The organism is Butyrivibrio hungatei, from assembly GCF_001858005.1.
In the GTDB taxonomy this organism is placed as follows: domain Bacteria; phylum Bacillota; class Clostridia; order Lachnospirales; family Lachnospiraceae; genus Butyrivibrio; species Butyrivibrio hungatei.
Genome location: NZ_CP017831.1, coordinates 2,970,153 through 2,995,161 on the forward strand (window position 1 = coordinate 2,970,153; position 25,009 = coordinate 2,995,161).

The following is a 25,009-nucleotide window of genomic DNA, read 5'->3' on the forward strand; positions in this document are numbered from 1 at the left end:
GATTCAATAAATGAATTATTTATAATTATCAGGAAGATCATTCTCAAGGAGAATAACCTTTTCTCTTCCTGCATCAATCTCATACATAAGAGCTGTTGCCTCATTAAGAGTACTCTTTACAAATACTCTCTCTGGATCAAATCCAGCCTCTAATACGCCGCGCTTAATAGAAGCGCTGTTCTTTTCACCAACAAGGATGATGTAGTCACAAACAGCTGCTGCCTGTTTGCCGAACTCTGCATTGTACTCATCCTCTTTTTCTCCAAGCTCTACCATACCTGGTGTAACAAGGATCTTGACCTTATCCTCAAAAAGAGAAAGTGTCTCAAGAGCAACCTTTGCTCCATTAGGATTTGAGTTATATGCATCATCAAGAATTGATACCGTGCCGTGCTTAACAAGTTCAAGTCTGTGTGGCACAGGCTGAAGTCTTCTGACTGCGATCTTGAGCTTATTCATAGGAATGCCAAGGCTGTTGGCCGCAGCAATAGCTCCTACGATGTTCTCAACGTTATGCTGTCCTACAAGCTTGGTTGTGTATTCTGCGCTGTCTCCACTTGGAGCAGTAACTGTAAATGTTGTACCTGCGCTAGTTACCCTGATATCTGTAGCTCTGTAGTCATTGCCCTCAGATGTACCATAGGTAATGGCATCACTATATTTCATGTGGCTACGAATGATCTCATTGTCGCCATTTACAAACTTAAGGTGTTTGCCAGCTTCTTTTCCCTGCTCTTTTTCTTTTTCATCAACTGCATCTAAGAGCTCGTACTTGGTGCTGATGATGTTATCAAGAGAATGGAATGTCTCAAGGTGCTGATATCCGATGGATGTCACGATTCCATCATCAGGATGAACAATATCTGTAATCTCCTTGATATCATGGAGGTGTCTTGCGCCCATCTCACATACGAATATCTCATGTGTTGGCTTAAGATGTTCTCTAATAGTCCTTACGATTCCCATTGGAGTGTTGTAACTCTCTGGCGTCATGAGAACGCTAAATCCCTCTGATAAAAGAGTTGTGAGGTAATACTTAACGCTGGTCTTACCGTAACTTCCTGTAATACCAACGATTCTGAGTCCTGTGTGTTCTTTTAGCATTCTCTTGGCATCATCGATGAAGTACTGATTGATCCTATTCTCAATTGGCTTGTTGATAAGATTAGCAAGAGCTGTCATAAGAGGGAAGAATCCCATGTATACAGCCCAGATAAAGTAAACTGCAAGCTTATTTGTTATAAGTAAACTGATCACCGCCAAAACCAGCACGATTACGGCATCAGTAATAAACAATCTCTGAATTCTCTTGGTAACAACGAATTTCTTTTTGGCTTTCTTTGGAATGTACATTGCAACTATTCCCAGCAAAAAGACTATTGTCAAAATGCCAGCTGGCATCTCAAGTCCAGAAATAAGCTTCATTATCGCAAGGGTGACCATTACTCCGATGTGAGGTCCATACTTAGTCTGCTGTGATCTTAGGAATCTGAAATACCCCTGAAACTGATAGCTTGAAAGCTGAAGCATATGAGCATAGTACCTAAGGCCCAATACTACTGCTATCAAATACAAAATAATTACTGCGTATATCATCTCAATTCTCCATTAATCTGCTATCTTGAGGAAGCTTCCCAAGATTCTGTTATATAAATAAGGATTCTCCAAAAATGAATAGTGACCTACTCCGTTAATAACAGCAAGTCCAGCCTCTGGCATAAGTTTCTCCATCTGCTGACCATCTGATAAAGGAGTTGCTGTATCCTTGTCACCCCATATCAGAAGAACCGGCTGAGTAACAGAAGGCATGTAAGGAACGCAGTCCTCATTGACCGCCATTACAAGGCTCTTTCTCATAACTGGTGAAGCTGCTGCATAATCAGCACTTCCAAATTTCTTTTGAAGCTTGTTAAGAGCATCTGGATCTATCTTAAGGATTCCGCTCTTTTCAATGAAATTCTTGTAGAAATGATATCTCTTGGTTCTCTTCTTTTGAGCCTCAGTTTTAACAGGAATGATGCCTGCTGAGTCTGTAAGAATGATCTTGGGTATTGTGAAGTCAGCCTTGATCCTACCTTCATTGATGCCTGATGCAAGCTTTATTATGATCCTTCCGCCCATGGAATGACCAAGGAATATTACTTCCTTATCTTCTGGATAGAGCTTTTTAAGGAACTTCTGAACAAAGTCCACATATGCATCCACATTCATAGGTTCTGCTGGCTCATCACTTTTTCCAAAGCCAGGCATATCCATTGCTACCACGTGATAGCTCTTTTTGGCAAAAGAAATAACTCCAGCAAAAAGATCTATGTTGGAGCCCCAGCCATGAAGCATCACGAGAAGCGGACCGCTTCCTTCATCTATGTAGTTAATATTTAATCCATCAATATTTGTATTCATAGTCAATTCATATTATCACTCGTAAAAGGCACATGCAAATCATATATAGTGTCAGCCTATATGTAAAAAATGCGCTCTTACTCTTTTACCAATATACTCAGCATAAAGACAAACAAAGAATCATAGCTTGGATTGTTGAGGATTCCAGGCTTCTGCCCATCAACATAAGTTCTCTCTGTGTACTCCGTAACATAATTGGTCACATCAGGATTCATGCCCATGAGATAATGTGCGTGATTCTCAACGATAGTCGTGTACTCATGATTATAGATGATGTAATCTGTGATAGTCAGACACCTCATGTTGAACAGAATGCTGGCATAAATATTTTCACTGTCATAATCCGCCACAAGATATTTTGACTGAGTGGCCTTAAGGGCAATATCTTCAGATCTTTGCATTAGATATTTCATGAGCTTTCCACAAAGGTCCATGTCCACTTTCTGATTTGTAGAAAGATATGTGACAGAACCAAGGAAGATATTCTCGTCTGTGTTAAACAGCTCTAAAAAATCTCTTTTCTCAAAAAAAGCCTGAAGGATCTGATCATAAGAGCTGTTGCCGGTTGCTCTATAGAGCTGGGCTGCTGCATTGAAGGCGCCACTACTTTCCAGCACCTTTTGGTTATTAACATAGCAGTTCCAGGCTTTATCAGCTGCCCTCAGGCACTCTCTTGCAAAGTCTGGATCATATTCCTGATAAAAGAAGCTGAATCTGGCCAAAGTTGCTGCAAAACAAATAGTAGAGTCCATGGAAACAGGCGTCACTACAACAGGATATGAGAAAAGATCTCCCCCCTTTGTATTATCTGTAAGGGCTGCTCCGTACTCACCGCCAGACTTTGGATCCTGCATCTTAAGGAGCCATTCTACCTCGTATCTGACTTCATCCAGAATATCCGGAATTCCATTTCCGCTTTCCGGAATTCCAGTTTCATCAGTAAACGCCTCTTTGTTTAACTCATAAGCCAAAAGGAAGTTTTCTGCAATCTTACAGCCAACAACAGTATCTCTGTCAGCCTGCTCGTCCATATGCCATCCACCTGTGACATCTATCTCAACGCTTGGTTCATCCTGAAGATGGGCCGCTATTGTATGGCAGGCGCTATGGGCATTCTCTCCAGCCAAGTTCTCTGAAAGCGCGATTCCACAGCGGTTATAATAAAACTTCTTGCAGGCATCATTAAAAAGATCTGTATAAACAGTCTCAGAAATTGAAAAAGCATAGGACTCTCCAACTATATCTGCTGAAGCATAGTAATTCCCTTCTTCTTTTAGCTCAGTAAAATATCCGATAGCAGTATACTCACCTGTCTTTTCGTCAAAAGTTGGCTTAACCAGCTTTCCTTCGTATACCACTTCGCCCGTCTCAAGATTTCGTATCTGAAATTCAGTTGGCAGTTCTTTTGCCCTTATCAAAAGCTCTTTTTCTGAATCCGGCTTAAATCCCACCTGATCGACCAGGATATTAGGAACCTGCTGTGGAACTTCATAGTCCACATTTATAGTCTGGCTCTGTCCATTTCCGGTGATACCAGGAATCTCTATTCCATTCTCACTAGAAGAAGCGCCGCAACCTGCGACGCTTCCCATAAACAGCACAGCCATACATGCTGCAAATATTCTTTTTGCCCCTCTTTTACCAAAAAACATAGTGTAATCTTATCCTACTATCCCCTAAATAACTACATTATTATTTTACGCGGTTATAATTGATAAGACAACCATCAAGGATTATCTGTCTCTCATCATCTGTGAGGTTTCCAAGCTTAAGTGTAAACTCAGTCATCTTGCCTTCTGATACAGCTACAGCCTTGATGCTATCATCTTTATTGGCCACAGCACTTCTGATTCCAGGGAAGAAGATATAATCCTTATTCTTAAACGGAAGATCCTCTGAATCAATGATAAATGGAAGCATTCCCCAGTTGATAAGATTTGAACGATATCTCTTTGTAGCATATTCAACTGCGATGTTAGCCCATCCGCCAAGAACCTTCTGACAAGATGCAGCCTGTTCTCTGGCGGATCCATCTCCTGGCTTGACCGCAAAGATCGTAGATCCGATACCAGTGTTCTTGCTGGATACATCCTGATATGTCTTTGAGATTTCTTTTACCACATCTGAGATCTCAGCGCTCATGCCATCAAGTGGCGTATCCTCACGTCTCTTAAGTTCCTGTGCGTAAACCTCCTTGGCAAGACCAACGTATTCAGGGTCCTTTCTGGAAAGAGTAAACTCAGCAAGTCCAAGAGGATTTGATCTGTAGGATGATGTCTCACCTGAAGGAATAAGTTCATCTGTTGTTGTAACTGGATCATGGATCTCAGAAACAACCTTGAGGAGAAGGTTTTCTGGAAGCGCAACCATACTAGGCCAATCCTTGATGTTTGGTCCAAGCACGAGTTCTACGCTTGGGTCTGCCTTTCCATGTGAGTCAAATACTCTGTTCTTATAGATATTGCTATCGAAATGATACTTATACTTCTCAAAATCACCATCAAATTCTGTTGCTGGTGTAAGTATTCCCTTATTAGCCGCTGTAGCAGCAATTGAACGAGCATCCATAAGTGCAACAGACGCAACCTGTCCGTTCTGAACCTTAGAGCCTTCTCTGTTAGGGAAGTTTCTTGTTGAATGTCTGATACTGAATGCATTATTTGCTGGTGTATCGCCTGCTCCAAAGCATGGTCCACAGAATGCAGTCTTTAATATCGCACCTGATTCAAGGATTGCAGCCGCCGCTCCATTCTTGACAACTTCCATGTAGATCGGAGTAGAAGCTGGATATACGCTAAGTGTGAACTTGTCATTTCCAATATATTTACCTTTAAGGATATCTGCTGCTGCGCAGATGTTCTCAAATCCACCGCCGGCACATCCTGCTATTATACCCTGCTCTACAAGAAGCTTGCCATCTTTGATCTTGTCCTGAAGTGAGAACTCAACCTTGTCGCCAAAGCTTACTTTTGCTCTCTTTTCTACATCTGCAAGAATATCAGCTGCATTTCTGTTTACTTCATCGATCTCGTAGACGTTACTTGGGTGGAAAGGCATAGCAATCATAGGATTGATAGAATCAAGATCCACCTTAACTACTGAATCATAATATGCTACATTTCCTGGCTTTAGTTCTTTATACTCAGATACTCTTCCGTGAATATCATAGAATTCCTTGATAGTCTCATCTGTCTGCCAGATAGATGAAAGACATGTGGTCTCTGTTGTCATGACATCTACGCCAATTCTAAAGTCAGCGCTCAAGTTCTTTACGCCAGGTCCAACAAATTCCATAACCTTATTCTTAACAAAACCATCACCGAACACTTTGCCGATAATTGCAAGGGCAACGTCCTGAGGACCAACACCCTTCTTTGGTGCGCCTTCAAGGTAGATAGCTACTACACCTGGCATATCAACATCGTAGGTCTGTCCAAGAAGCTGTTTAACAAGCTCTGGTCCACCTTCACCAATAGCCATAGTACCAAGTGCGCCGTATCTTGTATGAGAATCAGATCCAAGAATCATGCTGCCACTTGATGCAAGCATCTCTCTTGCGAACTGATGGATTACTGCCTGATGAGGTGGAACATAGATTCCGCCGTACTTCTGCGCAGCTGTAAGACCAAATACGTGGTCATCTTCATTGATAGTACCACCAACTGCACATAATGAGTTATGGCAATTGGTAAGGACATATGGAATCGGGAACTTTGTAAGTCCTGAAGCTCTTGCTGTCTGAATAATACCTACATAAGTAATATCATGGGATGTAAGCTTATCAAATTTAACACAAAGCTTTTCCATGTTACCGGAAGTATTATGAGCTTTTAAGATTCCATAAGCGATAGTATTCTCTTTTGCCTTGTCTTTTGAAATATCTGAAACGCCATGAGCCTGAAGCTTGCTTGATGCCTCGGCATCATCAGCTATAAGAGTCTCGCCGTTTACGAGATAACATCCATTGTTTAGGGTTGTAACCATTGCCACTCCTCCTGCCTTTATACATGTATACAATACTACAAGCGATATTCTACCATAATTAGCTCATAGTTTGTATGATCTTTTTTAATGTGAATTGCAAATGATCTGAAGCTTTCGTGTCACCGTCTCTATTCCAGCGTTTTTTAATGCCGTTCTGAACTCGGCAACCTCTTCTTCAGGTGTGACATCATACTGCCCATAGGCAATCTTGGGCACATATTTGTTGCATACTTCGATAATAGGCCTTATCTCATCTAGTATGTCCGAAGACGCAAATGGTACACTATCCCAAGGATAGTCTATTGCATATTTTTCATATTCATCCATTAGTTTATAATAGTCTTCCCAGGAATATGTAGCATCCTTTATCTCATATTCATCTCTTCTGCCCCACCAGAAATTAAGCAGGATACTATCTCTATCTGCATTATATCCACTTGGTCTTTCAAGCATTCCTTCACTGTTTTTTTCGTACTGTTCGCCTTCTATTCCATAATGGATCAGATCATAACACTCCCTGTCATTTCTAAGGAGGTCATAGACCATAAGCGCTTTTTCAGGATTTTTAGATCCTGCATAGATTGCCATTGCACCATGAACTATGCTATTTTTGACTACATTTCCAGACTCTTTTCCAAACCAGTAAAAATCAACATCTGCGTCAGGAAGCATAACTTCCATTCTAGGTTTTATGATAGTGTAATAATTCTGAGTGTGATGCTGTATTACTGCGCTCATTCCAGAATAGAATTCTTCATCATTATCTTCTGCATCGCTGAGCTTATCACGCCAAACACCAAGCTCTTTCCACTCTTTCATAAGCTTTGCATATTCAACAAATTCATCACCTTCATAATAAGGAGAAACTATTTTTCGTGGATCTTCCTGATATGCTCCCCAGATTCCATAGGTTCCAAGTTCATAGATAGGTACAAACTTCCTTACTGACATCAAATAACCAAGAGTACCTATGGTACTTGTGCCGTTTGCATCCCATGGAACCATATTAGGATATTCTTCTTTTACATATCTAAAATAAGCATCCAGATCTTTCCATGAGGACACTCCATTTAAACCTGCTTTATCTGCAATATCTTTTCTGTAGATAAAGCCGTGATTAACCCACTGCGTAAATTCATTTTCGGGAATAAAATAGATCTTGCCCTGATAACTGCACTTTTGCCACTGCTCCTTGGATACGCAGTTATATGTAAGAGGGCAATATTTACTGAGCATATCCTCAGTAAGCGGCATGAAATTGCCACCAATAGCATTCGGCCAGGCGTCAAGCCAGTCGCTTGATGTTGCCACCAGATCAAGGTTCACTTCTCCTGAGCTTAGAACCTTATCATAATTTGCAAGATAATCATCCCAGCCAACATAATATACATCCAGCTGGGCATTAGCCTTCTTCCTCAAAATGGTATTCAGCTTCTCAATTACTTTTTCAGACTGACCATTAGAAGGCTTATCACCTATCGTAAGATATGTAATAGTTACTACACTGTTTATTGAGTACTCATCAGCCCGGTTGTCACATGCGAAGCAAGTCATGACAAGTGCACAAATCAAAAGAACTGCAAATACTCGTTTTTTCACTATTAACTTCCCTTCTTCTCTTTTAAAAGCTTATTTCTGTTTCTTAGCTCCAAAAAGAACTCCTTAAGCATCTTACTGCATTCTTCCTGCAAAACACCTTTCTTGACACTTACCTGATGATTGAAATCAGGATTATTGAGTATATCCATAACAGAACCCGCACAACCAGCCTTTGGGTTCTCTGCTGCCATTATGACTTCTGGTATTCTAGCCTGTACTATTGCTCCTGCACACATCTGACAAGGCTCCAAGGTAACATATAATTTGCACCCCTCAAGTCTCCAGTCCTGCATAAACTTCCCAGCCTTCTTGATAGCTGTGATTTCTGCGTGAGCCAGAGGAGTTTTGTCTGTATTACGCCTGTTGTAACCTCTTCCGATTATCTTATCTTCATATACGATGACGCAGCCAATAGGAACTTCTCCAAGCTTATAGGCTTTTCTGGCCTGTGCTATAGCTGCTTTCATGTATTTGATATCCTTTTGATCCTGATCTTGAATCCTTGATCTTGCTTCTAATTTCATAGTAGTATTTCTTTTTACTTTTTGTTATTATATTTGAACGAATTAATGCTTTATTATAGTATTATATCAAATTATGTGTAATGAGGTCATTTTATGAAAATATCAACTAAGGGAAGATATGCTCTTAGAGTTTTGATGGACGTCGCCCTTCATGATAATGGAGATTATATATCGTTAAAAGACATTTCGACTCGTCAGGATATTACTATCAAATATCTTGAACAGATTGTCTCAAGCCTCAGTAAATCTGGTTATCTTATCAGCATGCGTGGAAATAACGGCGGATACAGACTTGCAATGGAGCCAAAAGATTGTAATATTGGCGAAATGTTAAGAGCAATCGAAGGTAATCTCAATCCTGTCGAATGCGTAGCCGGTGATACCGGAATCGGTTGTCCTTTGTCTAATTCATGCACCACTCTTCCATTCTGGAAAGGCCTTGACGAAGTAGTCAACAACTACATTAACAGCTACACTTTACAGGATCTTATAGATCAAAATTGACAATCCTTCAAAAACCAAGTATATTTGTAAGAGTCTTTATGACCCTTTGGCAGTTTTGCGAAGGGTGCATGTAGCAGTCCTTCTATTGTAAGGATGGGGCTTATGCAATGGAAATCTACGAACCGTGTCAGGTCGGGAACGAAGCAGCACTAAGTAGAACCTTTCATGTGTTGTAAGGTCGCCTGTCTTTACGGGAAGTCAACGTGCATGTATCCTTCCCAGAACTGCCTTTTTAATTATTCTTGTTATCAAGATATTTCATGTAATTTATTACCATAAGTGCGATCTTAAATGTAAGTGCATCATCGAATTTTCTAACATCAAGTCCAGAGCTCTTCTCCAGCTTTTCAATTCTATATACAAGAGTATTTCTATGTACAAAGAGCTGTCTTGAAGTCTCAGATACATTAAGATTATTCTCAAAGAACTTAGCAATTGTATTTAAAGTCTCTTCGTCAAGATCATCTGGAACTTCCTTGCCTCCAAATATCTCGTCAATAAAGATCTTGCAAAGGCTCTCTGGAAGCTGATAGATAAGTCTTCCAATTCCGAGTGTATTATATGCATTAACTCTTTTCTCAGCGTAAAAGATCTTTCCTACTTCGAGTGCCATCTTAGCTTCCTTGTAGGACTTACTAAGATCTTTTATCTCCTCTACGATGGTTCCGTAGGATACTCGTACACTAAGCATTGCCTCTGTATTCATCATATCTACAATAGTTGTAGCAATCTGAGCCACTTCTTCATAGGACTGGCCCTTAGAAAGAGTCTTGATAAGTATTACGCTATTCTCATCTACAGCTGTTACATAATCCCCTGAATGAGGTGCAAACATACCACTTAAAAGCTCCTGCGCTGTATTATCCTGTGAATGCTTGATCTCAACAAGGATAATGACTCTTGGAACGCTTGTCTCTATCTTGAGCTTTCTAGCCCTGTTGTAAACATCGATAAGAAGCATATTATCAAGAAGGAGATTCTGGAAGAAATTATTTCTGTCATATCTCTCTTTATACGCCACAATAAGATTCTGAAGCTGACTTACTCCAATCTTACCAACCATATATGCATGCTCACTATCACCCTTGGCAAGTAGCACGTATAATGGTTCTCCTTCATCAAGGATCTTGAACAAATGAACATCCCCAATAACCTGCGAGTCAACTGGAGAATTAGCAAAACTGATAATAATAGAAATATCCAATAAATCCCTATCAGTAGTAGTAGCTATTACTTCACCATTTAGATCCATTACACACAGGTCTACTTTGGTTATAGCTCCTAATTCTTCAATACTTCCTTTTATTGTCTGTCCTGAAATCATCTGTGTGATCCTCCTTAGTATTACCTATAGTATATCATACCAATCAAAAAAAGAGCCACGCATATGCGTGGCTCCTGAAATTCTTATTAGTTTGTGATTGTCTTCTCTGTCTCTTTGTCGAAGATGTGAATCTTCTCAACATCGAATGCAAACTTAACCTTATCGCCAGGTCTAGCTGTTGTACGAGAGTCAACTCTAGCTGTGATAGGGAACTTATCAAGATCAAAGTACAGATAAACTTCTGCACCAAGAAGCTCGTAAACGTTGATTGTTGACTCAAATACAGCCTTAGATGTGCTAACAACCATCTCTGAATCATCAACATCCTCTGGACGGATACCGAATGTAACGGTCTTTCCAGCGTAGCCACCCTCGATAACCTTCTTAGCCTTTGCAGGTGGAAGTTCGATTGACTGACCAGCAATCTTAAGGCTAGCCTTGTCACCCTGTACTTCAACTTCTGCATCAAGGAAGTTCATCTGAGGTGATCCCATGAATCCAGCAACGAAGAGGTTGCCTGGCTTATCATAGAGGTTCTGAGGTGTATCAACCTGCTGAACAACACCATCCTTCATAACTACGATTCTTGTACCAAGAGTCATAGCCTCTGTCTGGTCATGTGTAACGTAGATGATTGTTGTGCCAAGTCTCTGGTGAAGCTTAGCAATCTCTGTTCTCATCTGTACACGGAGCTTAGCATCAAGGTTTGAAAGAGGTTCGTCCATAAGGAATACCTTAGGGTTACGAACGATAGCACGTCCCATAGCAACACGCTGTCTCTGTCCACCTGAAAGAGCCTTTGGCTTACGATCAAGGAGCTTCTCAAGGTCAAGGATCTTAGCAGCTTCTCTAACCATCTTATCAATTTCAGCCTTTGGAACTTTTCTAAGCTTAAGTCCGAAAGCCATGTTATCATATACTGTCATGTGTGGGTACAGAGCGTAGTTCTGGAATACCATCGCAATATCTCTGTCCTTAGGCTCTACATCGTTAACTACTCTGTCACCGATCTTAAGTGTTCCTGAAGAAATATCTTCAAGACCAGCGATCATACGAAGTGTTGTAGACTTACCACATCCTGAAGGTCCTACGAAAATAATAAACTCTTTATCCTGAATCTCAAGGTTGAAATCTTTAACAGCCTCAAAACCATTAGGATATACTTTAGTTACATGCTCAAGTGATAAACTTGCCATACCTATTTTTCCTCCTAATTTCCATATAGCTTAATGCTAGTTATCAGTATATATACTGGGCTGTTTATTTACTATTCACTATTTTCACAAATATTTTATTTTTCATTAGCAATTCTGCTCAGTAGATTGGCATTTTATCCACAAATCCGGAATATTGACGAAGAAAATTGCAATTCTATATGCAACTTGACTATTGTATTACTCCTCGTCGAGCTTTCTGATTGCCTTGTCCAGCTCTTCCTCTTCTGAGAGTTCCTCTTCTTTAGGTTCGAAGCGCTTAAATGTTCCGTTGTATAAAAGAGCATTCAAGAAGCTTGGTCCAGCAATGCCCATAAGGACAAGCACTGGAATAGACTTCACATCAAAGAAGTAGAAAATAAGAAGTGGTAATCCAGTAATAAGTGTCATAAGAATTGTCTTAGGGAATGCAAGAATAGACATTAAAAGAGAATTCTTAAGAGTTGCTCTGTTAGTATTATCAAACTTTGATAAAATAGGGAACACATATAGTGAGACCATATACAGGAAAGCACTGACACCGATGATGATGTATCTGTAAATTCCGTTTAAGTTATTAAGGATAAAGAAGTCGAGAACTAAAACTCCACCAATTGTAAACTTGATGATCTGAAGAACTATAGCCTGCTTGAAGTTCTCCTTAAATGATCTGAAATATGTCTTAGTAATGTAGCTGTCTTCATCTCTTACAATCTTAAGAAGTACAAAGTGCATTGCTGTACAAGCAGGTCCTAAGATACTAGAACAAATGATACCGAAGATCCATGCCCATAATACAGCGCTAAGGAAGTAGTTGTAATCAAGCTGTGCGCCATCAAACATTACAGGGCCAAATACTGGTCCTAAAAAAATAGCCTGCTCAATAATGAGAGGAATTGCAAAAATAAGTGTCAAAATATTGAGCCACATTACGTCAGCAACTCTTGTAAGTGCGCGCATAAGTGGGCTCTCAAGATCAAATAACTTTCCCATTTCTTTTTTCTATACCTGTTCCTTCTAACTTTTTTTGACCAGACTCAGTTCCATCGGAGTAAAAATGATACCGTCTGCTTCCATTTCTTCTCGTAAATCCACGAAGCCCATCTTGTGATAGAACCCTAAAGCATAAGGAGAAGCATTGACAGTCATCTTGTCAATGCCCTCCTCTTCGAGTACATATTTAGATACAAATCTAATCAGCGCTTTGCCTATCCCATTTCCGTGACAGTCGCCATCTACAAATAACAGTGAAATATGTTTCTTTTCTCTAAGAGAGAGCATCCCCAGATACTTTCCCTCAAAGACCGCCACGAACAGTTGATAGTGTCCAGCCAAAAACATCTTTCTGAGCATATCATCATTGACGAATTTTCTAAAATTCTCAATGCCTTCCTGAGAGTAATCAGGCGCATTATATCTCACAAAGGTATCCCATGCGAGTTTAATGGCACCCTCCCAGTCTGAGCTGTATGCACATCTGACCATTATTTTGGATTTATCAATTCGCATTTCTGCCATCCAATATCTTCTTTATCCAAGCGTACTGGTCTTCATATACTTTTTCTCTACCGATTTCCTGCTGAAGTTCATGGCGCATTCCATCGTAGATCTTAAGTTCAACATTGGTGATACCTAGCTGATTCTTGTAAATATCATGGAGTTTAGTAAGGGCTTCGCCATAGTTACCTACAGGGTCCTCACTTCCACCAGTGATAAGGATTGGAAGATTCTTTGGAATATCTTCCATCTTGTCTGTATCTCCAACTCTCTTTAAAAGTTCTGCCATTGTCTTGAAACCATTGAGAGTAAAGATAAAGTTATCTCTAGGATCTGCAATATATCTGTCTATGCTTTCTTCGTTATGTGAAAGCCAGTCAAACTTCGTTCTGACATTAGGGATTTTCTTGAGATATCCCTTGAATGCCATATTATTGATCATTTCTGAACGGTACTTTTCTCCCATGATAACCTGCATGAAAGAAACAAATCTGCCTAATGATTTAACTGTGCCTAATGGCATAAAAGCTGTACCCTGAATGATTGCACCATTAATACCTGTTCCATAGCGAGTAATATACTCTCTGGCAACGAATGAGCCAAAACTGTGACCAAGAATAAATACAGGAACACCTGGATACTCTTCCTGAGTCATCTTCTTGAGTCTGTGGGCATCTCTAACTAATACTGTTGCTGGATCGTTCTTACAGAAATAGCCATAGGTACCTTTTCCTTCAGTTACAGAGCCACCATGACCAAGATGATCATTACCCATAACAAGAATGCCCTTTTCTGCCATAAAACGAGCAAATTCATCGTAGCGATCAATATACTCCTGCATACCGTGGATAATCTGTAAGATTGCCACCGGCTGTCCTTCAGGAATCCATTTTATCGCATGAAGCATGGTCTGTCTGTCACGTGATTTGTAAGTCAGTTCCTCTTTGCGTACCATTCGGAAATCCCTCCCATACATTATATTGTTATATTAATAATACCACGAATCGTACATAAACTGTGCACTTTCCGAAGCATCATAGAATTAACAAATTTCTGCTCCTGCTGGCATATCTTTTTCAGGAGTCATAAGTGCAAGATTGCCCTCAGCATCCTCAGCACAAAGAAGCATTCCCTCAGACATTACGCCTGCAAGCTTAGCTGGCTTAAGGTTTACAAGTACCATAACCTTCTTACCCACCATCTCTTCAGGTGAATAGTACTTTCTGATTCCTGAAACGATCTGCTTTACCTGGCTTCCAATCTTAACCTGTGAGCAAAGAAGCTTCTTAGAATTTTCAACCGCCTCACACTTAATGATCTCACCAACCTGGAACTGCATAGCCCCGAACTGATCATATGTGATCTCGTCCTTTGCAGGAATGTCGATAGGAGCCTTCTCTTCTCCTGACTCTTCCTTCTTGACTGGAGCTGGTGCAAGTCCTGCCTTTGCAAGGTTCTCAGCAGCTTTTCTCTGAGACTCTTCAAATTCTGCCTTCTGCTTTTTAACTATCTCAGCAGACTTCTCAAGTACTTCCTTGAGGTCCTTTCTAGCAAAGAGCATCTCTGGGCTCTCTGAAACCTTAGTGCCATTTGGGCAAAGGCCAAACTGACCTAATGTATCGAAATCTCTATCTGGAGTAGAAAGCTGCTCTTTGATCTTCTGTGCTGTTTCTGGCATGAATGGCTCAAGAAGTGAAGCACCGATTGAGATTGCCTCTACAAGGTTATAAAGAACTGTTGAAAGTCTGTCTTTCTTGCTCTCATCCTTGCCAAGTACCCAAGGCTCTGTCTCATCAATATACTTATTGCATCTCTTGAAGAGTGAAAAGATCTCTGTAAGAGCATCAGCAACTCTGAGCTCATCCATCTTAGCTTCTACCTTTTCATAGCAGCCAGATACAACTGCCTTAAGGTCTGCATCTACATCCTCAGAAACACCCTTATCTGCCACAACACCACCAAGGTACTTGTTGCTCATAGCAATAGTACGATTTACAAGGTTACCAAGTGTGTTAGCAAGATCTGAGTTAAATCTCTCAACTAAAAGTTCCCATGTGATAACACCATCATTTTCGAATGGCATCTCATGAAGAACGAAATATCTGACAGGATCAACGCCAAAGAGACTTACAAGATCATCAGCATAGATAACATTTCCCTTTGATTTACTCATCTTCTCGCCGCCCTGTAAGAGCCATGGATGTCCAAATACCTGCTTTGGAAGAGGCTCGCCAAGAGCAAAGAGGAAGATTGGCCAATAAATTGTATGGAAACGAATAATATCTTTTCCAATAAGGTGAAGATCAGCTGGCCACCACTTCTTGTACTCCTCAGAGCTGTTGCCATCTGCATCATAGCCAATACCTGTGATATAGTTTGTAAGAGCATCAAGCCATACATAAACTACATGCTTGTTATCAAAATCAACTGGAATTCCCCACTTGAATGATGTTCTTGATACACAAAGATCCTGAAGGCCAGGAAGAAGGAAGTTGTTCATCATCTCGTTCTTTCTGGATACAGGCTGAATGAAATCAGGATGTGTGTTGATATGCTCAATAAGTCTGTCAGCGTATTTGCTCATCTTGAAGAAGTAAGCTTCCTCTTCAGCTGGATGAACTGCTCCGCCACACTCAGGGCACTTGCCATCAACAAGCTGAGACTCTGTATAGAAAGCCTCACACTCTGTACAATACATACCTTTGTATGATCCCTTATAAATGTCGCCCTGATCATAGAACTTCTTGAAGATCTTCTGAACCTGCTTAACATGATCTTCATCTGTAGTACGAATGAACTTATCATATGAAGTATCCATCAAGTTCCAAAGACCTTTGATAGTATCTGAAACCTGATCTACGAATTCCTTTGGTGAATTACAGCCAGCTTCGATAGCACGTGTCTCGATCTTCTGTCCGTGCTCATCTGAACCAGTCTGGAAATGTACATCAAATCCGTCTTTTCTCTTATATCTTGCTATTGCATCTGCAAGTACGATCTCATAGCTGTTTCCGATATGTGGCTTACCAGATGTATATGCAATTGCAGTAGTAATGTAATATTTTCCCTTGTTCTGCATTATCTATATTCCCTTCTTAAAATTATTTACCAACACAAAAGCTCATAGCCTGTCTCAGTTACAAGAAGCTCGACTTCCCACTGTGCTGAAGGCTTTAAGTCTGCGGTATAAACTGTCCAATCATTCTCTTCATCAATAAAGATCTCATTTGTACCCATATTGACCATAGGCTCTATAGTAAATACCATACCTGGAACCATGAGCATTCCTGTTCCCGGCTTACTTACAAAGCTTACAAATGGCTCCTCATGGAAGGCATTACCACATCCATGACCACCAATCTCTCTGACAACTGTATAACCATTCTTGAGCGCATGCTGATGAACTGCATTGCCCATATCTCCAATAGGAGTCCATGGTTTAACAGCCTTAAGCCCCTCTTCGAGGCACTCTTTAGTTACATCAACAAGTCTCTTCTTTTCTGGAGAAACGTCACCTATACAGAACATTCGTGATGAATCAGAAAAATAGCCATCAAGAATAGTAGAACAATCTACATTTATGATGTCTCCATCCTGAAGAATAATATCCTCAGATGGAATACCGTGACAGACTTCTTCATTAATAGATGTGCAAACACTCTTAGGAAATCCCTCATAATTAAGATCTGCGGGGATTCCGCCCATCTTGGTAGTAGTGTTGTAAACGATGTCATCTATCTCCTGAGTGCTCATACCTGCGTGGATCTTCTCACCGATCTCATCAAGCACTGCCATATTGATAACCGCACTCTTCTTGATTCCTTCTATGTCTTTTTCAGTTTTAAAAAGATCTCTGCTGGGAATTATCATACCCTGATGCTCAAACTGAATAAGCTTGTCATCAAAAGCAGCATGGCAACTTTTGTATTTTTTTCCACTGCCGCACCAGCATAAGTCATTGCGTTCTAGTCTCTTATACATTGCATTCCTTCTCATAATTTCGATATTTTCACAAATATAGTATGCCTTTTCAGTCCTTAACTGTCAACTTGCTATTAACTATCTCTCCGACTGGGCTGTGCTCTCTTAAATACCTGATCAAAAGATCTGGCATCTCGTCAGAATAGCTTCCAACCGTCTCGCAATTTCCAATGCATTCATATCCGCCAGTACCGGTTGCTCTATAGTTGCTGGTTACGAGAGTATAGTCCTTGTCATCTGATAACTCTCCGCCTCCAAGAAGAGTGAGCTTTGTAACTCTTTCTCCAACTGGCTTTGTAATATCAAACTCGTACTCAAGTCCAGCATAGAAGTCGTAATTGTAGTGCTCAACTTTTGGCTGTAAAAAAACATTTGAAATACAGATATTTCCTGTCTCTTTATCAATCTCAAAATACTCTGCGCATCTCTCTAAAGCCTTTTTGATAACGTTCTTTGTAACTTTCTTCACCTCTACTGTATTGGCAAACTGGTAGATTCCAAGTACGTCGCGAACGGAGATATCCTTCTTAAGGCCAAGTGGGTCATTGGCAAGGCTTGTACATGAGAAATCCGCTCCTGTGTAATCAAGCTGAACCTGATTAAATATAGAAGCAACCTTGCTTCCATAAAGAGCCGCTTCCAGCTTTCCTTCTGGCTCAATTTCTTTTTCAAGGCTTCCTATCGGCTCATCAAGCCACTTTTCTACTCTGCCTGTGAGCTCTTCCATCTTGGCAAAATAGCTTTCAAACTTCTGATATCTCTCATCAGGAGCCTCAACCTTGGCAAGCTTTGATGTAATATCCCACTTGTCATTAGCTCTTTTAACCTGAAGGTCACAGAATACGCTGGCTTTGTCTGGTGGCTGAACACCGTAGCTTCCTGAAATCTCCACTCCCTCTACAGACATATGCTGATGGCCAGTTAAAAGAATATCGAAATCAAGCTTTCTTGCTATCTCACAGGCCTGGTTTTCTGTTGTATCAGATAACTTCTTGCCTGTAGCCAAATCTTCCTCAAAGCCGCCGTGATAGATGCAGACTGTGATATCACACTTTCCTTTAAGCTCTGACAGCTGCTCTTCAAGCGCTTTGACAGGGTCAGATACCTTAAGCTCTGTCAGATGGTCTTTTTGTTCCCAGACATTAACATATCCGGTAACGGCGCCTGTGATTCCAACTCTCGTTCCATCTTCCAAGGTGTGGATCACGTTTTTCCTGATGCCAAGAGTTCCTCTTAAATCCTCTACATTTGCACAAACGAGCTGTGCTTTCATACTGGATACATAATCAAGGATCACATCATATCCAAAGTTAAAATCGTGATTACCAAGGGTATAATAATCAAGCCCCATCGCATTAAATCCTTCTGCAACAGGATTAAACCCAAATTCATCTTTATGTTCTATGTAATATGAAACAAGCGGTGTGCCCTGAAGACTATCACCACCGTCGATCACTAATGTATTTCCATCTTTTTCAATTTGAGAAGCTATACAAAAAAGCCCCGCATTCTCGGGGCAATTTTTTGCATAGTTTAAAGGAAATACATGTCCATGTGTATCTGATGTATAGACAATGCGCATATATTTAACCTCTTGTAAGTTTTACTCTGATCCTAGTTGAAATGTACTCTATGATAAGAATGAGTACGATAAGTCCTGTAAGGAGGGCACCTGCTTCGTTCCATCTGTAGGAATTCATAGCAAAGATAAGTGGTGCACCAAAACCGCCGGCTCCAACCATACCAAGGATTGTAGCATCTCTTAAGTTGATATCAAATCTGTAGATCGCAGTAGATGCAAAGTTTGGCATAAGCTGTGGAAGAATTCCGTAGCGAATCTTCTGCCATGTGTTACATCCAGCAGCATCAAGAGATTCAATAACGTGTGTATCAAGGTCTTCAATAGCCTCAATGTACATCTTACTGATCATACCGATCGAGCAGACACCCATTGTAAGGAGACCCGCAAATGCTCCAGGGCCTGTTACTCTTATGAACATAAGACCATATACAAATGCAGGGATGGTTCTAACTGCCATGATCAGCATTCTTCCTACAAAAGCGATTGGCTTTGGAGTAAGGTTTGATGCTGAAATAAATGCCAGTGGGATTGAAATGATCGCACCTACGATAGTACCAAGAAAAGCGATACACATTGTTTCAAGCATCAAGTAAGGAACACCTGAAGTTGTTTTAAAATCAAGCAAGAATTCAAGATCAGGGTGGAAGATACCAGAAAGTACATTAAGTGCGATCTGTCCACCATCGATTGTTGAGCCGCTAGTCTCAATAGCACTAGCACTCCAGATCATAAGTATTGCTACGATAACTGCTATTGTTAAGTTGTAGACCCAGTTCTTAGGTCTTTTTGCATAAGCTTCTTCTATTCTCTGATTCATATCTTCCTCCACTCTTACACTAACTTCTTACGTAAATAGCGGCTGACTGACTCGATAATGAATACAGTAACGAAAAGAGCTACTAGGATCATTCCAACGTTTGGATACTCACGCCAGCTTATTTTTTCATTAAGAATAAGACCAATTCCACCTGCGCCTACATAACCAAGAACCGCAGCGTAACGAACATTTCCTTCAAAGTTAAAGAGACAGTTTGAAAGGAAGAAAGGAAGTACCTGAGGAATAATAGCAGAGATAAAGGCTCTTGTCTTAGTAGCGCCCATAGCTTCCATAGCTTCGAAAGCGCCCATATCTACTGTCTCTATTTCTTCATAAGTAAGCTTTCCAATGTAGCCAAAAGAGAAAACTGCTATAGCAACTGTACCTGCCAATGTTCCAAGACCAAAGATAAGAGTTGCAACAAGGGCAATAACAATTGTAGGAAGAGTTCTGATCAAACTGAACATAACTCTTATGATTGAAACAATGATCTTGCTAGGACACACATTGGTGCTGGCAAGCATTGCAAAAGGCACTGATAACAAAGCGCCAATTACTGAACCAATAAGTGACATCTTAATTGTGTCAAAAAGAGGATTCCATACTGAACCCATGTATGAAGCGTTAGGTGGGAACATCTCTCCGAGGATTACGAAGAACTGTCCGATACGCTTTGTCAAAACTTTCATATCAAAGCCTGTGATTTTAACAGAAAGCCAGCACATAGCAAGGATCAGGATCACATAGATAGGTGCTCTTGAAGCCTTTTTGGCTACAGACTTTCCATTAGGAAGCGTATATACTCTAGGCTTAAAAATCTTATCGTAAATACTCAACGTGATCACCCCACTTCTTTCTGGACGTTACCTTCTTTGTCTACTCTTCCGTTGTAGATTCTATCAAGTACTTCCTGAGTAGCCTCAGAAGCTGGGCCATCATATACGATCTCACCCTCGCGGATACCGATCACTCTTGTAGCATAGTTAAGAGCAAGGTCTACGTGGTGAATATTGATAAGGACTGAAATGTTCATGTCCTCGTTGATTCTCTTAAAGTCATCCATTACCTGCTTGGCTGTTACAGGGTCAAGAGCTGCAACAGGCTCATCAGCAAGGATGATCTGTGGATTCTGTGCAAGTGTTCTAGCAAGAGCTACTCTCTGCTGCTGTCCACCTGAAAGCTGGTCAGCTCTTACGAAAGCCTTATCAAGAATGCCTACCTTATCAAGACACTCTAAAGCTTTGAGCTTCTCTTCCTTTGTATAGATACCAAATGTTGATCTAAACCAAGGCATATCTGGAACAAATGCTGTTAAAACATTCTTTATTACAGTGGTTCTAGTGATCAAGTTAAATGACTGGAAGATCATACCAATTTTTCTTCTGAATCTTCTAAGCTGCTTGCCAGACAAGCTCATAACATCAACACCATCCACGGTGAGTTTACCACTTGTTACATCATGCATCCTGTTGATGGTACGGATCAATGTGGATTTACCAGCACCAGACAAACCAATAATTGCTACAAATTCGCCTTGCTCGATTGTTAAATTCACATGCTTAAGGCCTTCAAAACCATTAGGATATTTTTTTCCTACGTCTTCAAACTTGATCATTACTTTTCTCCTGATTCTAATTCTAAAAATAAGGGAAGATATTAAATAATATCTCCCCCATGTTATTCATAATGTAGTTCTGCTCTCGCTAACGCTCGTCAGAACAAAGTAGTACACTAGGCTCGACATAACCTCGCCAAGTGATTACTTTAATTCATTGACTTAATGAGCTCCTGAGCCTTTCTTTCTGACTCATAGTCCTCAGCCTTAGCCTCTACATAACCATTGTGGTTGTAGATTGAAATAACTTCCTTACCAGCGTCTGAATTTCCGATATTGATAAATGCCTGTGTAACAGCTGCCTTGAATGCATCATCCATAACGTCTGATGTCTTGCTTACGCTGATTGTATCGTTGTAGATACCATCTGTAACACCGATAACGTTTGTCTCATCCCAGATGCTAGCTGTTCTACCGAACTCTGTTGTCCACTTCTCTTCGTTGTCACGTCTTGCATCTGCATAGCAGCAAAGAACGTCGATCTGACCAGAAGCAAGTCTAGCAAAAGCGTTACCATATGAATCAGCCTGTACAGCGTGTGAAAGATCTGTGATGTGCTTCTCAAACTTGTCCTGAAGCCAAAGTGAAGGATAGATATATCCAGCTGATGATGAAGAATTCATAACGCTCCAGTTAAGGCCATCAAGATCTTCCCATGTAAGCTCCTCACCATTGTTAACCTTCTCTGAGATAGCCTGACCAGCCTCTGAAGGACCAGCAATGATAAGACCACGGTAGAAAGTTACCTGCTCTTCTGTAGGCTCTGTTGGCTTGTTGTCGTTCCAATCCTTAGCTTCTGGGCTCTCGATTGAAAGACCATCTCTTGTAGCTGTAAGGATTACATCGCATCCGTCCTCGTAAAGTACATATGTACCACCAGGGATAAGACCGATATCTATAGTTCCGGCTGAAAGACCTTCACCAACTGCTTCGTAGCTTGTTCCAACAGTGATGTCTACTTCCTTAACATCATAGCCAAGGCCAGCAAGCTCTGTTGTAAGAAGCTCCTTAAGTGGCTCTGTTGCAGTAACAATCTCGTCAGGATCACGTGATGGAACGAATCCAATTGTGAGCTTGTCGATAGTAACTGGCTCTGCAGGTGCTCCAACCTCAGTATTTTCTGCAGTTTCTGTTGAAGCTACTGAGCTTTCCTGTGCGCTCTCAGTAGTTGTTTCTGTTGTAGATGCGCTGTTTCCACAGCCTGCAAGCATAGCTACGCATGAAATACTTGCTACCATCATTGCAAAAAATTTCTTCATAATTCCTCCTACCCATAGTCATGGGCTTATTAAATATTTTTTCGCAATAAAAGCTCATGTGTATTACACATGAGCTTTCTGCAAATTACACGCCTAGAATTCTATGATATAGTGACAGGTTTGTCAACAACGAATTGTCTTTATTGCGTTAAAGTTCCACAGCACGAAAATGCCGTTTTTATGAACTTTTCTACTTAGTTTCCAAGAATATCAAGGAAGCGCTTAACGTTATATTGAATATCCCCTTTAAATACGCCGGAACCAGATACTATCACATTGGCTCCTGCCTCCAAAAGCTGGGAAACGTTCTCAACATAAATTCCGCCATCAACTTCGATATCAGTTTTAAGTTTTTTCGCTTCCAGCATACCCCTTACAGTTCTAACCTTGTGGGCGCACTCAGGGATGAGCTTCTGTCCGCCAAATCCAGGTTCAACCGTCATGACCAGGATCATATCCACCATATCAAGATACTCATCAAGTGCTGATGCATCTGTACCAGGCTTTATAGAAATGCCTGCTTTTTTGCCATACTTGTGGATCTCATCTATGACAGCCTTAGGATCCTGAGCTGCCTCGAGATGGAAAGTGATAATATCTGCACCGCTATCCACAAAGTCTTTTACATATCTGATAGGATCCATGATCATAAGATGAACATCAAATGTCTTGGATGTTACACCTCTCACACTTTTGATAACTGGCATACCATAGGAAATGGATGGCACAAACATGCCATCCATAACGTCGATATGAATATACTGGGCTCCAGCCTGATCAGCTTCTTTTATCTGTTCACCAAGCTTAGAAAAATCTGCTGATAAAATTGAAGGGCTTAAAATATTCATCATTATTTAAGAAATTCCTTTACTGATGCATATACACCATCACCATCAAGACCGTACTTCTTAACAAGTGCTGCAGCAGATCCAGACTCACCGAATCTATCCTGCATACCGATCTTCTTAACTACTGTAGGACACTCTTCTGAAAGAACATCACATACAGCGCTTCCAAGACCACCAATAACTGAGTGCTCTTCTACAGTTACAACCTTGCCAGTCTTCTTGGCTGTTGCAACTACAAGCTCTCTATCAATAGGCTTGATTGTGCAGATGTTGATTACTTCAGCATCGATTCCGTCAGCAGCAAGCTTCTCAGCTGCTTCAAGTGCTGCACCAACACCGATACCTGTAGCTATAATACTAACATCTTTTCCTTCACGAAGTACAGTACCTTTTCCAAGTTCAAACTTGTAATCAGGTCTATCGTTAACAACAGGGCAAGCTGCACGTCCAAAACGGATGTAAACAGGGCCTTCATGCTCTGCTGCTGCTCTTACGCAAGCTCTAGCCTCGATATCATCTGCCGGACACATAACAACCATTCCAGGAATTGTGCGCATAAGTGCAAGGTCTTCGTTACACTGATGGCTGGCACCATCTTCACCTACTGTAATACCAGCATGTGTTCCGCCGATCTTAACGTTAAGGTGTGGATAACCGATTGAGTTACGAACCTGCTCAAAAGCTCTTCCTGTAGCAAACATAGCAAATGTGCTTACGAAAGGAATCTTACCTGTTGTAGCAAGTCCAGCTGCAATACCCATCATGTTACACTCAGCGATTCCGCAATCAATGTGACGATCTGGGAATTCTTTCTTGAACCAACCAGTTCTTGTTGCTGCTGCAAGGTCAGCGTCAAGTACAACGACTTTATCATTAACCTTAGCAAGCTCTATAAGTTCTTTACCATAGCTATCTCTGGTAGCTATCTTCTTTACTTCGCTCATTTCAACCTCCTTCTGTTCTATCAAGCTAATGACTCGCCGATCTTGTTAAGATCATCCATTGCCTTAGCGTACTCTTCGTCATTAGGTGCTACACCATGCCATGAAACCTGGCCTTCCATGAAGGAAACGCCCTTACCCTTAAGGCTGTGTGCGATAATAGCAGTAGGCTGACCCTTTGTTTCCCTAGCTTCTTTGAATGCTGCTCTAAGAGCATCAAAATCGTGAGCATCAACATTGATAACATGGAAGTTAAATGCTTCGAATTTCTTATCAATAGGATAAGGTGAGCAAACCTGATCTACAGGTCCGTCAATCTGAAGTCCGTTGTTATCTACGATAACTACGAGGTTATCAAGCTTGCGGAATCCAGCAAACATAGCTGCTTCCCAAACCTGTCCTTCTTCGATCTCACCATCACCAAGAAGTGTATATGTTCTGTATTCTTTATTATCAAGCTTTGCAGAAAGTGCCATACCACAAGCAACAGAAATTCCCTGTCCAAGAGATCCGCTACTCATATCAAGACCAGGTAAATACTGCATACTAGGATGTCCCTGAAGTCTTGAACCAAGCTTACGGAGTGTTGTAAGCTCCTCTACTGGGAAATATCCGCGCTGAGCCATTGCTGAATAAAGACCTGGTGCTGTGTGTCCCTTTGAAAGAACAAAACGGTCACGATCTGGATCCTGTGGCTTCTTTGGATCGATGTTCATCTCCTCAAAATACAGATATGTGAAAATATCTGCTGCTGACAGTGATCCACCTGGGTGTCCTGCACCTGCTGCATGAACCGCTGTAACAATGCCCTTGCGGACTTCGTTTGCAATTACCTGCAATTCTTTGTTTGTCATAATTCCTCCACTTCCTTTACTTTGTATCATACCTCTAAAATTACATATTTCTACTAAATGCATTTAAAATGTATCACACTTGAA

22 protein-coding genes and 1 other RNA gene are annotated in these 25,009 nt (G+C 40.9%); 2 read left to right on the forward strand and 21 right to left on the reverse strand.

The window, feature by feature from the left end; genetic code table 11:
• Positions 1–15: 15 nt before the first annotated feature.
• The 6 genes from bhn_RS13770 to tadA form a co-directional block, all read right to left on the reverse strand.
• The gene (locus bhn_RS13770) at positions 16–1,596 is read right to left on the reverse strand and encodes a Mur ligase family protein (RefSeq protein ID WP_071177229.1); all 1,581 of its coding nucleotides are present in this window, start codon (positions 1,594–1,596) and stop codon (positions 16–18) included.
• Positions 1,597–1,608: 12 nt separating this feature from the next.
• The gene (locus bhn_RS13775) at positions 1,609–2,403 is read right to left on the reverse strand and encodes an alpha/beta fold hydrolase (RefSeq protein WP_071177230.1); all 795 of its coding nucleotides are present in this window, start codon (positions 2,401–2,403) and stop codon (positions 1,609–1,611) included.
• Between the two features lie 77 nt (positions 2,404–2,480).
• Entirely contained in the window at positions 2,481–4,055 is a 1,575-nt protein-coding gene (locus bhn_RS13780) for a glycoside hydrolase family 9 protein (protein ID WP_071177231.1), read from the reverse strand.
• A 40-nt stretch (positions 4,056–4,095) separates the two neighbouring features.
• Entirely contained in the window at positions 4,096–6,387 is a 2,292-nt protein-coding gene (locus bhn_RS13785; protein ID WP_071177232.1) for a hydratase, read from the reverse strand.
• 84 nt (positions 6,388–6,471) lie between these two features.
• Positions 6,472–7,986: an extracellular solute-binding protein gene (locus bhn_RS13790; RefSeq protein ID WP_071177233.1), complete on the reverse strand. Its 1,515-nt coding sequence runs from the start codon at positions 7,984–7,986 to the stop codon at positions 6,472–6,474.
• A 2-nt stretch (positions 7,987–7,988) separates the two neighbouring features.
• Positions 7,989–8,510, reverse strand: coding sequence for a tRNA adenosine(34) deaminase TadA (gene tadA / locus bhn_RS13795; RefSeq protein WP_071177234.1), 522 nt, complete (start codon positions 8,508–8,510; stop codon positions 7,989–7,991).
• Positions 8,511–8,603: 93 nt separating this feature from the next.
• Here tadA and bhn_RS13800 point away from each other — a divergent pair, with 93 nt between their 5' ends.
• Positions 8,604–9,014, forward strand: coding sequence for an RrF2 family transcriptional regulator (locus bhn_RS13800; RefSeq protein ID WP_071177235.1), 411 nt, complete (start codon positions 8,604–8,606; stop codon positions 9,012–9,014).
• Positions 9,015–9,105: 91 nt separating this feature from the next.
• An RNA gene (ffs, locus tag bhn_RS13805) (signal recognition particle sRNA small type) lies at positions 9,106–9,204 on the forward strand.
• 42 nt (positions 9,205–9,246) lie between these two features.
• Here the strand turns inward: ffs and bhn_RS13810 are convergent.
• The 15 genes from bhn_RS13810 to bhn_RS13880 all read right to left on the reverse strand — a co-directional run bounded on the left by bhn_RS13810 (position 9,247) and on the right by bhn_RS13880 (position 24,925).
• The gene (locus tag bhn_RS13810) at positions 9,247–10,338 is read right to left on the reverse strand and encodes a PucR family transcriptional regulator (RefSeq protein ID WP_071177236.1); all 1,092 of its coding nucleotides are present in this window, start codon (positions 10,336–10,338) and stop codon (positions 9,247–9,249) included.
• Between the two features lie 86 nt (positions 10,339–10,424).
• Positions 10,425–11,534 carry an ABC transporter ATP-binding protein gene (locus bhn_RS13815; protein WP_071177237.1) on the reverse strand — a complete coding sequence of 370 codons (1,110 nt, stop codon included), beginning with the start codon at positions 11,532–11,534 and terminating at the stop codon, positions 10,425–10,427.
• A 198-nt stretch (positions 11,535–11,732) separates the two neighbouring features.
• Complete coding sequence (locus bhn_RS13820) at positions 11,733–12,524, reverse strand: YesL family protein (RefSeq protein ID WP_071177238.1); 792 nt, start codon at positions 12,522–12,524, stop codon at positions 11,733–11,735.
• 24 nt (positions 12,525–12,548) lie between these two features.
• Positions 12,549–13,049, reverse strand: a complete 501-nt coding sequence (locus tag bhn_RS13825) for a GNAT family N-acetyltransferase (RefSeq protein ID WP_236845934.1) — start codon at positions 13,047–13,049, stop codon at positions 12,549–12,551.
• Entirely contained in the window at positions 13,030–13,983 is a 954-nt protein-coding gene (locus bhn_RS13830) for an alpha/beta fold hydrolase (RefSeq protein WP_071177239.1), read from the reverse strand. The genes bhn_RS13825 and bhn_RS13830 overlap by 20 nt, the downstream gene beginning before the upstream one ends.
• An 87-nt stretch (positions 13,984–14,070) precedes the next feature.
• On the reverse strand, positions 14,071–16,107 hold the full coding sequence (gene metG, locus bhn_RS13835; RefSeq protein ID WP_071177240.1) for a methionine--tRNA ligase: 2,037 nt from the start codon (positions 16,105–16,107) through the stop codon (positions 14,071–14,073).
• A 26-nt stretch (positions 16,108–16,133) separates the two neighbouring features.
• Positions 16,134–17,009 (reverse strand): methionyl aminopeptidase, encoded by an 876-nt coding sequence (locus tag bhn_RS13840; RefSeq protein ID WP_071177241.1) that lies wholly within the window; start codon positions 17,007–17,009, stop codon positions 16,134–16,136.
• A gap of 49 nt (positions 17,010–17,058) precedes the next feature.
• Entirely contained in the window at positions 17,059–18,591 is a 1,533-nt protein-coding gene (locus bhn_RS13845) for a bifunctional metallophosphatase/5'-nucleotidase (RefSeq protein WP_071177242.1), read from the reverse strand.
• A 4-nt stretch (positions 18,592–18,595) separates the two neighbouring features.
• Entirely contained in the window at positions 18,596–19,408 is an 813-nt protein-coding gene (gene phnE / locus bhn_RS13850; protein ID WP_071177243.1) for a phosphonate ABC transporter, permease protein PhnE, read from the reverse strand.
• 14 nt (positions 19,409–19,422) lie between these two features.
• A complete protein-coding gene (phnE, locus tag bhn_RS13855; protein ID WP_071177244.1) occupies positions 19,423–20,244 on the reverse strand; it encodes a phosphonate ABC transporter, permease protein PhnE in 822 nt (273 codons plus the stop codon).
• A 5-nt stretch (positions 20,245–20,249) separates the two neighbouring features.
• Positions 20,250–21,023 (reverse strand): phosphonate ABC transporter ATP-binding protein, encoded by a 774-nt coding sequence (gene phnC / locus bhn_RS13860; protein WP_071177245.1) that lies wholly within the window; start codon positions 21,021–21,023, stop codon positions 20,250–20,252.
• Between the two features lie 149 nt (positions 21,024–21,172).
• Positions 21,173–22,282, reverse strand: coding sequence for a phosphate/phosphite/phosphonate ABC transporter substrate-binding protein (locus bhn_RS13865; RefSeq protein ID WP_071177246.1), 1,110 nt, complete (start codon positions 22,280–22,282; stop codon positions 21,173–21,175).
• A 194-nt stretch (positions 22,283–22,476) separates the two neighbouring features.
• Positions 22,477–23,133, reverse strand: coding sequence for a ribulose-phosphate 3-epimerase (gene rpe / locus bhn_RS13870; RefSeq protein WP_071177247.1), 657 nt, complete (start codon positions 23,131–23,133; stop codon positions 22,477–22,479).
• Entirely contained in the window at positions 23,133–24,074 is a 942-nt protein-coding gene (locus bhn_RS13875) for a transketolase family protein (RefSeq protein ID WP_071177248.1), read from the reverse strand. Before bhn_RS13875 ends, rpe begins: the two co-directional genes overlap by 1 nt.
• 20 nt (positions 24,075–24,094) lie before the next feature.
• On the reverse strand, positions 24,095–24,925 hold the full coding sequence (locus tag bhn_RS13880) for a transketolase (RefSeq protein WP_071177249.1): 831 nt from the start codon (positions 24,923–24,925) through the stop codon (positions 24,095–24,097).
• Positions 24,926–25,009: the final 84 nt, after the last annotated feature.

Coding starts and splice junctions, on each gene's coding strand:
- bhn_RS13825 (WP_236845934.1), bottom strand. CDS start 13,049: ATGGCAGAAATGCGAATTGATAAATCCAAAATAATGGTCAGATGTGCA.
- bhn_RS13810 (WP_071177236.1), bottom strand. CDS start 10,338: ATGATTTCAGGACAGACAATAAAAGGAAGTATTGAAGAATTAGGAGCT.
- rpe (WP_071177247.1), bottom strand. CDS start 23,133: ATGATGAATATTTTAAGCCCTTCAATTTTATCAGCAGATTTTTCTAAG.
- bhn_RS13800 (WP_071177235.1), top strand. CDS start 8,604: ATGAAAATATCAACTAAGGGAAGATATGCTCTTAGAGTTTTGATGGAC.
- phnE (WP_071177243.1), bottom strand. CDS start 19,408: ATGAATCAGAGAATAGAAGAAGCTTATGCAAAAAGACCTAAGAACTGG.
- bhn_RS13780 (WP_071177231.1), bottom strand. CDS start 4,055: ATGTTTTTTGGTAAAAGAGGGGCAAAAAGAATATTTGCAGCATGTATG.
- bhn_RS13875 (WP_071177248.1), bottom strand. CDS start 24,074: ATGAGCGAAGTAAAGAAGATAGCTACCAGAGATAGCTATGGTAAAGAA.
- tadA (WP_071177234.1), bottom strand. CDS start 8,510: ATGAAATTAGAAGCAAGATCAAGGATTCAAGATCAGGATCAAAAGGAT.
- bhn_RS13880 (WP_071177249.1), bottom strand. CDS start 24,925: ATGACAAACAAAGAATTGCAGGTAATTGCAAACGAAGTCCGCAAGGGC.
- bhn_RS13785 (WP_071177232.1), bottom strand. CDS start 6,387: ATGGTTACAACCCTAAACAATGGATGTTATCTCGTAAACGGCGAGACT.
- bhn_RS13770 (WP_071177229.1), bottom strand. CDS start 1,596: ATGATATACGCAGTAATTATTTTGTATTTGATAGCAGTAGTATTGGGC.
- phnC (WP_071177245.1), bottom strand. CDS start 21,023: ATGATCAAGTTTGAAGACGTAGGAAAAAAATATCCTAATGGTTTTGAA.
- metG (WP_071177240.1), bottom strand. CDS start 16,107: ATGCAGAACAAGGGAAAATATTACATTACTACTGCAATTGCATATACA.
- bhn_RS13845 (WP_071177242.1), bottom strand. CDS start 18,591: ATGCGCATTGTCTATACATCAGATACACATGGACATGTATTTCCTTTA.
- bhn_RS13820 (WP_071177238.1), bottom strand. CDS start 12,524: ATGGGAAAGTTATTTGATCTTGAGAGCCCACTTATGCGCGCACTTACA.
- bhn_RS13830 (WP_071177239.1), bottom strand. CDS start 13,983: ATGGTACGCAAAGAGGAACTGACTTACAAATCACGTGACAGACAGACC.
- bhn_RS13865 (WP_071177246.1), bottom strand. CDS start 22,282: ATGAAGAAATTTTTTGCAATGATGGTAGCAAGTATTTCATGCGTAGCT.
- bhn_RS13775 (WP_071177230.1), bottom strand. CDS start 2,403: ATGAATACAAATATTGATGGATTAAATATTAACTACATAGATGAAGGA.
- bhn_RS13840 (WP_071177241.1), bottom strand. CDS start 17,009: ATGTATAAGAGACTAGAACGCAATGACTTATGCTGGTGCGGCAGTGGA.
- bhn_RS13815 (WP_071177237.1), bottom strand. CDS start 11,534: ATGGCAAGTTTATCACTTGAGCATGTAACTAAAGTATATCCTAATGGT.